The organism is Streptomyces sp. 5K101, assembly GCF_046506645.1.
GTDB lineage: Bacteria > Actinomycetota > Actinomycetes > Streptomycetales > Streptomycetaceae > Streptomyces.
In genome coordinates this window covers 1-13,488 of record NZ_JBKFFO010000045.1, presented here as the reverse complement: position 1 = coordinate 13,488, position 13,488 = coordinate 1, and the positions used below count along the sequence as shown (strand labels likewise).

Sequence of the window (13,488 nt, the reverse complement as noted above, 5' to 3'; positions counted from 1 at the left end):
GGGCTCCGCCCCCGGACCCCCGCGCCTCAAACTCCCCCTACGGCCTGGCGGCCGTGGGAGGTGCCCCCAGCGGGGCTGCATTTTGCAGCCCGTCCGGCGATTGAGGACACCGCGCGCAGCGCGGTACCGGGTCCGGGCGGAGCCCGGTTTTGGGAAGGGGCGGGGAGGGACAAGCACGCGCAGCGGCCCCCACCCGCGGCCCCCACGCCCCGCAACGCCTTACGACGAGACGACCGTCGCCCCCCGCACCGGCCCCGCCGCCACACGCGCCGCGCGGCACGTGCCCGACGCGACCATCACCGACGCCACCGCCCCCGCCGCGTCCTCGTCCTTGGTCAGGAACGCCGTCGTCGGGCCCGAACCCGAGACGAGGCAGGCGAGCGCCCCGGCGGACATGCCCGTCGCGAGCGTCTCGGACAGCGACGGCCGCAGCGAGAGCGCCGCGGGCTGGAGGTCGTTCACGAGCGCGCCCGCGAGCGCCGCCGCGTCGCCCGTGCGCAGCGCCTCCAGCAGCGCTGGCGAGGCGACGGGATCGGGCACGGCGACAGCGGAGTTCAGCCGGTCGAACTCCCCGAACACCACCGGCGTCGACAGCCCGCCGTCCGCCATCGCGAACACCCAGTGGAACGTCCCGCGGACCTCCAGCTCCGTGAGCCGCTCGCCGCGGCCGGTGCCCAGCGCCGCCCCGCCCACCAGGCTGAACGGCACGTCGGAGCCCAACTCGGCGCAGAGGGAGAGCAGTTCGTCCCGCGACGAGCCGAGTCCCCACAGCGCGTCGCACGCCAGCAGCGCGCCCGCGCCGTCCGCGCTGCCGCCCGCCATGCCGCCGGCGACCGGGATGTCCTTGTCGATGTGGATGTGCACGTCGGGCGAGATCCCGTGGCGCGCCGCGAGGAGCTCGGCCGCGCGGGCCGCCAGGTTCGTACGGTCCAGGGGGACCTGCTCCGCGCCGGGCCCGGCGCAGGTGAGCGTCAGCGACGCGGCCGGAGTCACGGTCACTTCGTCGTACAGCCCCACCGCGAGGAACACGTTGGCCAGGTCGTGGTAGCCGTCGGGGCGCACCCCGCCGACCGCCAGCTGCGCGTTGACCTTCGCCGGCACCCGTACGGTCACACTCACTGCTTCGCCTCCGCGATCCGCTTGCCCTCCGCGATCCGCTTGGCCTCCGCGATCCGCGCGAACTCCTCCACCGTCAGCGCCTCGCCGCGCGCCTGCGGCGAGACGCCGGCCGCCACCAGCGCCGCCTCCGCGGCGGCGGGTGATCCGGCCCAGCCCGCGAGCGCGGCCCGCAGGGTCTTGCGGCGCTGCGCGAAGGCCGCGTCGACGACGGCGAAGACCTCCTGCCGGGAGGCCGTCGTGGCGAGCGGTTCCTTGCGGCGCACCAGCGACACGAGGCCGGAGTCCACGTTGGGGGCGGGCCAGAAGACGTTGCGGCCGATCGCACCGGCCCGCTTGACCTCGGCGTACCAGTTGGCCTTGACGGACGGGACGCCGTACACCTTGTTCCCCGGCTGGGCGGCGAGCCGGTCGGCGACCTCCGACTGGACCATGACCAGGGTGCGCTCGATCGTCGGGAAGCGCTCCAGCATGTGCAGCAGGACAGGGACGGCGACGTTGTACGGCAGGTTCGCGACGAGCGCGGTCGGCGCCGGGCCCGGCAGCTCCTGCACGTGCATGGCGTCGGAGTGGACGAGCGAGAAGCGCGACGCCTTCTCGGGCAGGCGGGCGGCGATCGTCGTCGGCAGGGCCGCGGCGAGCACGTCGTCGATCTCGACGGCGACGACCCGGTCCGCCGCCTCCAGCAGCGCGAGGGTCAGCGATCCGAGCCCGGGGCCCACCTCGACGACCACGTCGTCGGGCTCGACCTCGGCCGTGCGCACGATCCGGCGGACCGTGTTGGCGTCGATGACGAAGTTCTGGCCGCGCTGCTTGGTGGGGCGTACGCCCAGCGTGGCGGCCAGTTCGCGGATGTCGGCGGGGCCGAGGAGTGCGTCGGGATCAGTGGTGCTCACCGATACAGCCTACGGCCGCAGTGCGGCCACGGACTCGCCCCCCGCTGCACGTAGAGCTTCTTCGCCCGGTACGTCTGTTCCTCGGGGGACGCGTCCTGCGGGCGTCCGCTGCCGCCCAGCGAGCGCCAGGTCCCGGTGTCGAACTGGTACAGGCCGCCGTAGTTCCCCGACGGGTCGACCGCGCCGGGCCGGCCGCCCGACTCGCACTGGGCGAGGGCGTCCCAGTCGAGGTGGTCGGCGCCGCTCACGGACGACGGCAGCTGCCGGGTGCCGACCCGTACCTGCTCGGTGACCGGCTCGCGCACGATCTCCACGGAGAGCTCGCGCGGCTTCTGGCGTACCCCGTCGACGGTGCGCAGCGCGTAGGTGACCCGGCGAACGCCCGGCTCGCCCTGGCGCACCACGACCTCGGTGCCGGCGAAGAGCCGCGGGTCGCGGGTCCTTTCGACGGCGTACGGGATGGGTTCCTCGCGGACCTCGCGGCTGCGGGTGACCCGCATGACGGTGACGGTCTGGCCGTCGCCCGGGAAGCTCTCGGGCGGTACGGAGGTGGTGTCCTGGCCGCGCAGCCTGATGCCGGCCTCGGCGAGCGCCTCGCGCACGGTCGCCGCGTTGGTGCGGATGGTGCGCTCGCGGCCGTCGGCCATGAACGTGACGGACCGCTCGGTGCGCACGTCGAATGCGAGCCCGGAGCGCGGGAGGGCGGACGAGCGCGAGACGGACAGGAACGCCCCTTCCGCGCGGACGCCGAGTTGCCGCAGCGCCTCCTCGACCGAGCGGGCCGTGGTCCACACGGTGCGGCGGTGGCCGTCGAGGGTGAGGGCGAGGGGGCGGCCGTAGCGGACGACGACCTCGTCGCCGTTGTCGAGGTCCGCGTCCGCCCCGGGGGCGACGATGTCGTGCGGGGCGACGGCCAGACCTTCGTCGTGCAGCAGTTCCCGCACGTCGTCGGCGAAGGTGTGCAGGGTGCGGGTCTCGCCGTCGACGGTGAGCCGCACGGCCTTGTCGGCCGCGACGAAGGCGGAGGTCCCGCCGGCGAGGAAGGCGACGACGAGGGCCCGCGGGACGAGGCGGCGCAGGGTGTCGGGCCGCTCTGCCGCTCGGCGCCGCCGACCGCGCCCACGCCCGCGTCCGCCCGTGCCGGACGGTCCTGTGCCGCGCGGGGCGTCCGGGTACCGGGGCGGCATCTGGTGCGGCAGTTGCGGCCCGGTCTCCCCCGTCCCGCCGTACGCGGGCGTCGCGGGGGCGGGGAGGCCGCTGCCACGCAGGTTCACGCACGGCACCGTCGGCGCGTACGCCGTGGCCAGACGCGCCGACATGGTCGTCCACTCCGGCGGACCGTACGCCGCCGCTGCCGGGGCCGGCGGGGCTGCCGCGTCGCCCGGCCCGGCGGTGAACACGGCCCGGGAAGGCGCCTGACGGCGGCCGCCGCGTGCGGCACGGTGACTGCCCTGCGCATTGCTCACGACGCTCCAGAGAATGTCCGGCCCGACAGGTGGCACCGGACAGTATCGGAGCGTTCGTCACTCTCCAAAACGGCACGAACACGCAGCGTCGCGAGACGCCGGTACGCCCGATCGGGTCAGTAGTCGAACGCGCGGGCGGTGTTCGCCGCGATCGCCGAGGCCAGCGTGTCCTCGTCCAGTCCCTTGACCTTCGCCATGGCCCGCAGCGTGACCGGGATGAGATAGGGCGCGTTGGGCCGTCCGCGGTACGGCACCGGGGTGAGGAACGGCGCGTCCGTCTCCACCAGGACGAGTTCGGCGGGGGCCACGGCGAGCGCGTCGCGCAGCGGCTGGGCGTTCTTGAAGGTCACGTTGCCGGCGAAGGACATGAAGTAGCCTGCGGCCGCGCAGACTTCCGCCATTTCCGCGTCGCCCGAATAGCAGTGGAACACGGTGCGTTCGGGCGCGCCTTCCTCCGCGAGAATGCGCAGCACGTCCGCGTGGGCATCGCGGTCGTGAATGACGAGGGCCTTGCCGTGCCGTTTGGCGATCTCGATGTGCGCACGGAACGAGCGTTCCTGCGCCGCCATTCCCTCGGGGCCCGTACGGAAATAGTCCAGCCCCGTTTCCCCGACGGCCTTCACCTCGTCGAGGGCCGCGAGCCGGTCGATCTCCGTGAGCGCGTCGTGGCGTTGTCCCGGCGCGCGGCCCGTCGCGGCCCGGCCTTTGCGCACACGCCCAGCCACCCACCCAACGACCTGAGCCCTAGGACGACCCTGCGGCCAACACCTCGTCCAAGGCACGATCCAACCTCCCCGACCCGCGACCGTTCGCCCGCAGCGGCGAGGACGGATGCGCCGCGCCGGTCGGCACCGCCTCCAGCGCCAGCATCGCGAACACGACCTTTCCGCCCGCCTCTGGCCAGCGCACGCCACAGCTAGCACTCATCGTCCGCACCAGCAGCAGCCCCCGGCCGTCCTCGGCGTTGGCGTCCGGGCGGCGCTCCGTAGGCGCGTCGTGGCTGCCGTCCCACACCTCCAGGACGAGATGCGGCCCGGACAGCCGGACCTGCAATCCGATCAGCGCCACGCGCTCCAGCGCCGAGTACTCCGCGTCCCGCTCCGTGACCCCGGTTGCTCGTACTGCGTTGGTCACCAGCTCGGACACGATCAGCGCCGACGTGTCCGCCATCGCGGCCAGGCCCCACGCCCGCAGTGCCTGCGTCACGACCATCCGAGAGCACCGGGGTGCCGTCGCCGTCGCCGCAAGCGGCAGCCTCGTCATGTAGGGGGTCAAAGGTCCTCCCGGATTCAGGGCCGCGCACACCTGGGATACGTTGGCGGCCTGGCGACAGGCGCACGGCGTAGGCCCGTTCAGGGGATGCCGTGCCGGGTTCCAGGATGGCCCGCCGGAGTGATCGCGTGCAAGAGAACAGATGAGATTCCTCATCTGCGACACGACTTGGCGTCAGGCCCCGGCATGGTCCACACTCGCCCTAATCGCTCATGCACACGGAGGGAGTGAGCGTGACCCCATCCCGGCACATGCCGACCCCACGCCTTCGGCGCTTCGCGGCCGAGCTGTCGCAGCTCCACACGGCGGCGGATCTCGGCTCGCAGCAGCTCACGCGCCGGACCCGCGTCAGCCCGGCGACCGTGCACCGGGTCATCAACGCCCAGGTCTGCCCCCAGCACCGCACCGTGGCGGCTCTGCTCGACGCCTACGGCACCCCAGAGCTGCAACGCAACGCGGTCCTCGCGCTGCATGGCATGGCGCTGGTCGAGCAGGCCGAGCTACGGGAGTACCCCCCGGACCTCCCGACGCAGTACGTGACGTACATGCGCTACGAAGCCATGGCCCGCAGCGTCCAGAACTTCGAGGCACAGTTCGTGCCGGGCCTGCTCCAGACACGCGCGTACACCCGCGCCGTGATCCAGGGGGTACGCCCGACGCTCCCACCCGAGAGCGTTCACCACCGCGTGGAGGTCAGGACGGGACGTCAATCGCTGCTGACCGGCGACCGTCCCTTGCACCTCGCCGTGATCATGGACGAGGCGGCGCTCTGGCGACAGGTCGGCGGCCCGCTGATCATGGGCGAGCAACTGCGCCACCTGCACGCGGCGGCGGCCCAGCCGAACATCACGTTGCAGGTGATCCCCTACCGCGCGGGTGCGCACGCGGGCATGACCGGGAGCTTCGCCGTCCTGCACTTCGTCGAGGACGCAGAACCCGATGTCGTCTACATCGACGGCAGCATGGAGACGGCGTTCTTCGATGCCGAGACGGATGTCCAGCGGTACGCCGGGACGTTCGGCGACCTGCAACGGGTGGCGCTCACCCCGGATGACTCGCTCGCGCTGATCGCGACCGCCGCCGCCACCTTCGAGCGTGAGGAGGTGACCGCGTGACTCGTGCCCGGCGCAGGTGGCAGAAAAGCTCACGCAGCAGCGCGGACGGTCAATGCCTCGAAGTCGCCCCGACGCCCGACGGGATCGAGGTCCGCGACAGCAAGGACCCCGACGGCCCGGTACTGGCCTTCCCCTGGGACGAGTGGGCGGAGTTCATCGGTCGTGTCAAGCGGGGTGAGGTCGGATGACCACAAGACGACATCTCGCAAATGAAAGCTCGCAACCCGTAGCCCCAGCGCGACGGCGGGCGTACGCTGAGTGCCCGAGGCGTTGCACGTAGCCAGCGGGATGTCCCGCTGCGCCCGACGCCCCTCCTGGTCCCAGCTCACTGCCGATACGGGAGGCGACAGTGTCGCTTACGACCCATCCGTCAGGCTGGCGCGTGACCGCGCGCCGTGCCACGACGTACCACCTGGAGCTGTGCCCGGGGCTGCTCGACCACGCAGACCCGGCCGCGCTGCTCGACCACCACGCAGGCCCGCCACCGGCTCGACGCCTCGTCGTGCTCGACGCGGAGGTAAGCCGCCTCTACGGCGACCGCATCACCCCATGGCTTCAGCGGCTGGGCCTGCCGTTCGAGGTCATCGAGATCACCGCGAGCGAGCCGACGAAGACCCGCGCGACCGCCGATCAGATCCACGCGGCGGCAGTCGGCATGCACCTCGCCCGCCGTGACGAGATCCTCGCGATTGGCGGCGGGATCGTGCTCGACCTCGCGGGGTTCGCGGCGGCGGAGCTGCGCAAGGGCACGCCCTACGTTGCCGTTCCGACCACCCTGGTTGGCCTGATCGACGCCTCGCTCGGGGGCAAGCGGGCCGTCAACCAGTGCGGCAAGAAGAACCTGATCGGGGCCTATCACCCGGCCCGAACCGTGCTGCTGGACCCCGGATGGCTCGCCACGCTGGACAAGCGCCAAATCCGGGCGGGCCTCGCGGAAATCAAGAAGGTCGCCGAGATGGTGTCGCCGAACCTCCTCGCGCGGCTCCACGAGCACGGCGTGGAGCTGATCGACACGGCGTTCGCGCACGATGCCGCTGACGAGGTGTTGCGGCTCTCCATCGGCGGCATCCTCGATCACCTCGCCCACGACCTCTACGAAGAGGAGCTGTGCCGCTGGCCGGACTACGGGCACACGATCTCCCCCGCGTTGGAGATGGCCACCGCTGGCCAGGTCAACCACGGGGAGGCCGTCAACATCTGCGCCGCGCTCGCGGGGGTGCTGGCCGCACAACGCGGGTTCGTGCACGACGAATACCCCGCGCACATCGCGGAGCTGAGTCACAGCCTCGGCCTGCCGACCTATCACCCGCTCCTCCACGAACCCCGCTTCGTGGATAACGCGCTTGCCGCGACGGTCCTCACTCGCGGCGGCGATCAGCACTGGCCCGTGCCTGCCCTCAACGAGGACGGACACGCGTTCATCGAGGACGCGAAGCCCGCCGAGATCCGCTCGGCGGTGGACACCCTTCGACACCTGACAGGGGCTCTTGCATGACCTTCGACCATGACCGCACGGTCGCGATCCAGCGCGCGAACCTCGCCACCGAGGTTCTGATGATCGCCGGGGCCGCCCCAGGCTCGTCGCTGTACGACGGTGGCGGCATCCTTGCGGCGGTCGTCCCGTCCGCACCGGAACAGACCATCGTCAACATGGCGACGTTCGACACGGTGGCCGGGCTGATCGCCGGGCTTGACGGCATGACCGACGCCTACCGCTCCGCTGGCGTCCGCAAGTGGAGCATCTGGGTTCCAGGTTGGGAAACGGATGCGATGGCGGCCCTGACCACACGCGGCTACCGCAACACGCTTCGGCTTCCGGCGATCCTGCTGGACCTCGCGACGTTCGAGCCGTGCGACCTCAGCGACCTCGAACACGACGCGGACGCCGACATGGCTACCGTCGGCCGCATCAACGAGGCCGCGCACGACGGCGGCGCGGGGCTGGCCGCCGCGCTTCAGAACATGCCGCCGGGGCTGGACCTGCGGCCCTACCGCGCCCGCCTCGACGGCGAGGCGGCGGCGGTCGTGTGCGCCATCGACAACCCCGGCGTGGACGGTGCCGCTGACTGTGGGGTGTACTTCGGGGCGACCCACCCCGATGCGGCTGGAAAGCGCCTCGGCCGCAAGCTGCTGACCGCCGCACTGCTCGACGCGCGCGAACGCGGATGCGCTACCGCGTCGGGGCAAGCGTCGCTGGTCGGTGCGCCGATCTGGACCGCGCTCGGGTTCGACACGGCGTTCATGTTCGACACCTTCACCTGGACGGAGGCGGACCGTGTCTGAAACGTCCGCTGAGCTGGTGGAGCGGGCGGCCCGCGTCATTCCCGGTGGCGTCAACTCGGGCCGACGCCGGACGACTCCGCCCTTGGTCGTCCAGAACGCGCGTGGGGCGTACCTGGAGGATGCCGACGGGCAACAGCTCGTTGACTACTACGGCGGCGCGGGAACGGCGGTCCTGGGCCATGCTGACCCGTTCGTGACGGAAAGCGTGGCGTCCGCCTCGGCGCGTGGGCTGCACGCCGGGGTGGGGGTGTCACTCCCCGAGATCGAGTTGGCCGAGCAGCTCACGGAGGTGATCCCGAGCGCCGATCAGGTCTTGCTCTGCAACTCCGGAAGCGAAGCAACCGCCTACGCCGTGCGGCTGGCTCGCGCGGTCACGAACCGGCCGTTCATCGTCCGCATGGAAGGGAGCTACCACGGTTGGCACGACGCCGTGATCCCGTTCTCCCCTGGCGTGGTGCCCCACGTCAACGGCCTCACGCTGACGTGCACGTACAACAACCTCGCCGTGCTGGACGAGCTGTTTCGGCGGTACCCCGACCGCATCGCCGGGGTGATCCTGGAACCCCTCGTCCACAACTGCGGGCCGACCGTGATGCCTGACGACGGATACCTCAAAGCCGTACGCGCGCTCTGCGACGACTTCGGCGCGCTGCTGATCTTCGATGAGGTCGTAACGGGGGTGCGCCATCACCTCGGCGGCGTTCAGGCGCTCTGGGGCATCCATCCGCACCTGACGACGATGGGCAAGGCGCTCGGCAACGGCTTCCCGATCGGCGTCGTGGCGGGACCGTCGCACCTGATGCAGCAATGGAACACGCACGACGACGGAAAGGCTGTGTTCGCGGGCACCTTCAACGGCAACGGCGCGGCCGTCGCCGCCGCGCTGGCAGTCCTCGACCGGTTGCGCGACGGTCAGGCTCACGCGCACATGTTCCGGCTCGGCGAAGCGATGCGCACGGGCTTGCAAGAGGTTGCCGACCGCGCCGGAGTGCAAGCGCACGCAACCGGGTTCGGCTCGGCGTTCACGCTGTGGTTCGGGCCCCGGCCCCGCTGTCACCTCGACGTCCGCAAGGGCGATCACCAGTTGTTCGCGCGCTACCGCCGCACCCTGCGCACGCTCGGGCACTTCGAGAAAGCCGACGTGGACGGCGGGCGCTCGGTGATCAGCGCTAGCCACACCGAACGTGACATCGCGGCGACGCTCGAAGCGGCAGGCCCGGCGCTGCGCGCCGCGCTGGACGCTGGCCGAGGGGAATCGTGACCCCAACGACCCCGGCCCCACGACCACCGGATCACTGGAATTACACCTGCCGCCTCGCGGTCAAACCCGCGTGACGCCGGTGTCCTGAGGGCCGACCCGCGACCGTCTAGTCTGTGCGGAGCTGGGAGAACCGCGCGAATGCGTGGGGCTCCCGGCCCGCACAGAAGCCGCAACCAGGGGAGCACGGCCACGACGGCGGGCGCGTCGCGCGCGGTCGGAGCCGACGACGGCGGGGCGTCACCTGAACGTCAGGCACGTAGGGACATCCCCCGCGTCGTCGAGCGCGGCGTCCCCGCCCCCCTCGCGCGCCCCCTGCCGCGACCAGCCGTCGGGGTCACCAAGGACGATGCGCGGCGCCTCGTTCGGGTGCAGCGCGACCGCGGCGTGGACCTCCCGGTGCGCGGCCGCGGTCTCGGCGGCCCATTGGGACCCCTTGATGTCGCAGCCCACCTGGACGACGGTCGTCACGCCCACCGCCGCGGCCCTGGCCAGGGCCTCCTCGACGGTGCCGTCCTGCATGTCCAGGTGGGTGTGCGAATCGGCGACCGCCACCCCGAGCGGTTCGGGCAGCGGCGGCGGTACGGACTTCGAACTCATGGGCGCGATCCTACGAGGCGCCCGCCCACGGGCTCACGCGCGCAGGTCACCGGCCGTGCGGCGACCGCTCGCCGGCGGCTCACCGGACGCTCGGGGGCCGCTCGTCGGCGGCTCGCAGGTGGTCGGGGGCCGCTCGTCGGCGGCTCACCGGCGGCTCACTTGCGGTGGTGGAAGGGGTGAAGAAGGTCGGAGAGGTGCCAGTGGTGCTGACGAACCGGCCCCGGGGGCTCGCCCTCCGGACGGGGGACCGCCGGGGGCTCCGCGGCTTCCGTAGCCGCGCCCTGCGCTTCGGCGGGCGACGCCGTGGGCACAGGGTGCGCCCGCGGCTGGTTGTACATCTGCGCCATCATGTCGTGGACCGAGGAGACCTGCCCCGCCCGCATGATCCGGACCCGGTGTCTTCCGCAGTTCACGCAGGTCGGGGACTTGAGCGGGGAAGGCACCCGCACGCCGCCGGTCTTGTAGACGACGAAGGCCCGGCCCGTTCCGTCCGTGTGGTGCTCGATGTCGTACGACTGCTCCCAGCCGTGCCCGCAGTACATGCAGGCGAAGGAGTACTCCTCGTGGCCGACGGCGGCGCCTGTGCCAGTGATCTCAGTCATGCCAGCTCCTCTCCACCGAACAGTGGACGCCTTTTCCGGCGGGAGCGCATCAGCGCCGGTCGAACAATGGAAGGCTCTTTGACTTCCCTTGCCGAAAAGGCCGCTGCAAGGTCGGGGCTTTGCCCTTCACGATAGCCTCTTGCCCTTTTACTGGGCCGATCGAGTGGCGTTCTTTGCCGCGACGACGGCGTCGAACACCTCGCGCTTGGGCAGGCCCGCCTCGGCGGCCACCGCGGCGATCGCCTCCTTGCGCCTCTCCCCCGCCTCCTCGCGCACCCGCACCCTGCGCACCAGCTCGTCGGCGTCGAGTTCGGCGGGCCCGGCCGCGGGCGCGCCCTCGACGACGACGGTGATCTCGCCGCGCACGCCGTCGGCCGCCCAGGCCGCCAGCTCGCCGAGGCCGCCGCGCTTGACCTCCTCGTAGGTCTTCGTCAGCTCCCGGCACACCGCCGCGCGCCGGTCGGCGCCGAAGACCTCGGCCATCGCGGCGAGCGTGTCGTCGAGGCGGTGCGGCGCCTCGAAGTAGACGAGGGTGCGCCGCTCGTCCGCGACCTCGCGCAGCCGGCCGAGGCGCTCGCCCGCCTTGCGGGGCAGGAAGCCCTCGAAGCAGAAGCGGTCGACGGGCAGCCCCGACAGGGCGAGCGCGGTCAGCACCGCCGACGGCCCCGGCACGGCCGTGACCTTGATGTCCTGCTCCACCGCTGCGGCGACGAGCCGGTAGCCGGGGTCGGAGACGGACGGCATGCCCGCGTCCGTGACCAGCAGCACCCGCGCGCCGCCGACGAGGGCCTCGACGAGTTCGGGGGTGCGCGCCGACTCGTTGCCCTCGAAGTACGACACGACCCGGCCCTGCGGCTGCACGCCGAGGGCCTGGGTGAGCCGGCGCAGCCGGCGCGTGTCCTCGGCGGCGACGATGTCGGCGCCCGCCAGTTCGGCGGCGAGCCGCGGCGGCGCGTCCGCCACGTCGCCGATGGGGGTCCCTGCGAGTACGAGCGTTCCAGTCACAAAGCCATCCTCCCAGGACGGGAGAGACCACCCGCACAGCTGTGTTCCCTACGATGGCGCGGTGACCAGTACCGCGCCGCACACCATAGAGGGCAAGGACGCGAGCCAGCCGCCGCCCGGCTGGCAGCAGCGGCTGCGCCGATTCGGCTACACGCCCCGGCCCGTGATCGGCCTGCGCGAACGCCTGGTGCCGCCGTACACCCGCCCTTCGGGCCGGCTGTGGGCGGTGCTCGGCATCCGGCCGGGCGACGTGGAGCCGCTGCTGCGGATCGCCACCTGGGGCGGACCGGTCCTGGTGGCGCTGCTCGCCGGGGCGCTGCGGTTCTGGAACCTCGGCAAGCCGCACGCGGTGATATTCGACGAGACGTACTACGCCAAGGACGCCTGGGCGCTGATCAACCAGGGCTACGAGGCGAGCTGGCCGAAGGACGTCGACAAGACGATCCTCAGGGACGGCTCGTCCGTCCCGGTCCCCGACGACCCCGGCTACGTGGTCCATCCGCCGGTCGGCAAGTGGGTCATCGGGCTCGGCGAGAAGCTGTTCGACTTCACGCCCTTCGGCTGGCGCTTCATGGTCGCCGTGCTCGGCACGCTGTCCGTGCTGATGCTGTGCCGGATCGGGCGCCGGCTCTTCCGTTCGACGTTCCTCGGCTGCCTGGCGGGTCTGCTGCTGGCCGTGGACGGCCTGCACTTCGTGATGAGCCGCACGGCACTGCTCGACCTGGTGCTGATGTTCTTCGTGCTCGCGGCCTTCGGCGCGCTGCTCGCCGACCGCGACCGCTCACGGCGCAGGCTCGCCGCCGCGCTCCCGGAGGACGCCGACGGCGTGCTGCGCCCGGACGCCCGGGTCGCCGAGACGCTGCGGCTGGGGTGGCGGCCCTGGCGGCTGACGGCGGGCGTGATGCTGGGCCTGGCGGCGGGCACCAAGTGGAACGGCCTGTACATCATGGCCGCGTTCTGCATGATGAGCGTGCTGTGGGACGTGGGCGCGCGCCGCACGGCCGGCGCGGTGCGCCCGTACGCGGCGGTGCTCAGGAAGGACCTGATCCCCGCCTTCGTCTCGACCGTGCCGGTCGCGCTGGTGACGTACCTGGTGTCGTGGAGCGGGTGGTTCACGACCCGCGGCGGCTACTACCGCACGTGGGCGGACAACCGTGCCGGCATGACGCCGGACAGCATGCCGATCCCGTTCACCGGCTGGTCGGTGCCGCTCCCGCAGTTCGACGTGTCCTGGATTCCCGCCCCGGTGCGCAGCTTCTGGCACTACGAGACGCAGGTCTACGAGTTCCACATCGGCCTGACCTCCGGCCACACCTACCAGTCGAACCCGTGGAGCTGGCTGGTGCTGGGCCGCCCGGTCTCGTACTACTACGAGGACCCGGCCGCGGGCACGGGCGGCTGCCCGAAGGGCACCGCCGACAAGTGCGCGAGCGAGGTCCTGGCGCTGGGCACGCCGCTGCTGTGGTGGGCGGCGTGCTTCGCCCTCTGCTACGTCCTGTGGCGCTGGTTCTTCCGCCGGGACTGGCGCGCGGGCGCGATCCTGTGCGCGTTCCTGGCGGGCTGGGCCCCCTGGCTGCTGTACCAGGAACGGACGATCTTCCTGTTCTACGCGGTCGTGTTCGTGCCGTTCCTGTGCCTGGCGGTGGCCATGATGATCGGCGCGATGCTGGGCCCGGCGGGCTCCGACGAACGCCGCCGGGCGGTGGGCGCGATCGGGGCGGGCGTGCTGGTGCTGCTGATCGTGTGGAACTTCATCTACTTCTGGCCCATCTACACGGGCACGCCGATCCCGATGGAGGACTGGCGCGGCCGGATGTGGCTGGACACGTGGGTGTAGCAGCAGATTCGGGGGCCGCCACGCGATGGCATGGGGAT

12 protein-coding genes and 2 pseudogenes are annotated in these 13,488 nt (G+C 72.0%); 6 read left to right on the top strand and 8 right to left on the bottom strand.

Annotated features, from left to right (window positions below; genetic code table 11):
* Positions 1 to 219: 219 nt before the first annotated feature.
* The 5 genes and pseudogenes from ACLB9X_RS33900 to ACLB9X_RS33880 form a co-directional block, all read right to left on the bottom strand.
* The gene (locus ACLB9X_RS33900; protein ID WP_410364264.1) at positions 220 to 1,119 is read right to left on the bottom strand and encodes a 4-(cytidine 5'-diphospho)-2-C-methyl-D-erythritol kinase; all 900 of its coding nucleotides are present in this window, start codon (positions 1,117 to 1,119) and stop codon (positions 220 to 222) included.
* Positions 1,116 to 2,012, bottom strand: coding sequence for a 16S rRNA (adenine(1518)-N(6)/adenine(1519)-N(6))-dimethyltransferase RsmA (gene rsmA / locus ACLB9X_RS33895; protein WP_410364263.1), 897 nt, complete (start codon positions 2,010 to 2,012; stop codon positions 1,116 to 1,118). Before rsmA ends, ACLB9X_RS33900 begins: the two co-directional genes overlap by 4 nt.
* Positions 2,009 to 3,331: a ubiquitin-like domain-containing protein gene (locus ACLB9X_RS33890; RefSeq protein WP_410364262.1), complete on the bottom strand. Its 1,323-nt coding sequence runs from the start codon at positions 3,329 to 3,331 to the stop codon at positions 2,009 to 2,011. Before ACLB9X_RS33890 ends, rsmA begins: the two co-directional genes overlap by 4 nt.
* Positions 3,332 to 3,594: 263 nt before the next feature.
* A pseudogene (locus tag ACLB9X_RS33885) lies at positions 3,595 to 4,146 on the bottom strand (TatD family hydrolase); the annotation flags it as partial.
* Between the two features lie 76 nt (positions 4,147 to 4,222).
* Complete coding sequence (locus ACLB9X_RS33880) at positions 4,223 to 4,741, bottom strand: ATP-binding protein (RefSeq protein ID WP_410364261.1); 519 nt, start codon at positions 4,739 to 4,741, stop codon at positions 4,223 to 4,225.
* A gap of 242 nt (positions 4,742 to 4,983) precedes the next feature.
* On the opposite strand from ACLB9X_RS33880, the gene ACLB9X_RS33875 reads away from it, so the two are divergent.
* The 5 genes from ACLB9X_RS33875 (at position 4,984) to ACLB9X_RS33855 (ending at position 9,409) form a co-directional block, all read left to right on the top strand.
* Positions 4,984 to 5,865: a DUF5753 domain-containing protein gene (locus ACLB9X_RS33875; protein ID WP_410364260.1), complete on the top strand. Its 882-nt coding sequence runs from the start codon at positions 4,984 to 4,986 to the stop codon at positions 5,863 to 5,865.
* Entirely contained in the window at positions 5,862 to 6,053 is a 192-nt protein-coding gene (locus ACLB9X_RS33870; RefSeq protein WP_410364259.1) for a DUF397 domain-containing protein, read from the top strand. The genes ACLB9X_RS33875 and ACLB9X_RS33870 overlap by 4 nt, the downstream gene beginning before the upstream one ends.
* A gap of 194 nt (positions 6,054 to 6,247) precedes the next feature.
* Positions 6,248 to 7,360, top strand: a complete 1,113-nt coding sequence (locus ACLB9X_RS33865; protein WP_410364258.1) for an iron-containing alcohol dehydrogenase — start codon at positions 6,248 to 6,250, stop codon at positions 7,358 to 7,360.
* A complete protein-coding gene (locus ACLB9X_RS33860) occupies positions 7,357 to 8,148 on the top strand; it encodes a GNAT family N-acetyltransferase (protein ID WP_410364257.1) in 792 nt (263 codons plus the stop codon). The genes ACLB9X_RS33865 and ACLB9X_RS33860 overlap by 4 nt, the downstream gene beginning before the upstream one ends.
* Positions 8,141 to 9,409 (top strand): aspartate aminotransferase family protein, encoded by a 1,269-nt coding sequence (locus ACLB9X_RS33855; protein WP_410364256.1) that lies wholly within the window; start codon positions 8,141 to 8,143, stop codon positions 9,407 to 9,409. The genes ACLB9X_RS33860 and ACLB9X_RS33855 overlap by 8 nt, the downstream gene beginning before the upstream one ends.
* Before the next feature lie 270 nt (positions 9,410 to 9,679).
* Here ACLB9X_RS33855 and ACLB9X_RS33850 read toward each other — a convergent pair.
* The 3 genes and pseudogenes from ACLB9X_RS33850 to rsmI form a co-directional block, all read right to left on the bottom strand.
* Positions 9,680 to 10,006 (bottom strand): annotated as a pseudogene (locus tag ACLB9X_RS33850) (TatD family hydrolase); the annotation flags it as partial.
* Positions 10,007 to 10,161: 155 nt separating this feature from the next.
* Positions 10,162 to 10,608, bottom strand: a complete 447-nt coding sequence (locus tag ACLB9X_RS33845; protein WP_410364255.1) for a hypothetical protein — start codon at positions 10,606 to 10,608, stop codon at positions 10,162 to 10,164.
* A gap of 147 nt (positions 10,609 to 10,755) precedes the next feature.
* Positions 10,756 to 11,613, bottom strand: coding sequence for a 16S rRNA (cytidine(1402)-2'-O)-methyltransferase (gene rsmI, locus ACLB9X_RS33840; RefSeq protein WP_410364254.1), 858 nt, complete (start codon positions 11,611 to 11,613; stop codon positions 10,756 to 10,758).
* Positions 11,614 to 11,674: 61 nt separating this feature from the next.
* On the opposite strand from rsmI, the gene ACLB9X_RS33835 reads away from it, so the two are divergent.
* Positions 11,675 to 13,450 (top strand): dolichyl-phosphate-mannose--protein mannosyltransferase, encoded by a 1,776-nt coding sequence (locus ACLB9X_RS33835; protein WP_410364253.1) that lies wholly within the window; start codon positions 11,675 to 11,677, stop codon positions 13,448 to 13,450.
* Positions 13,451 to 13,488: the final 38 nt, after the last annotated feature.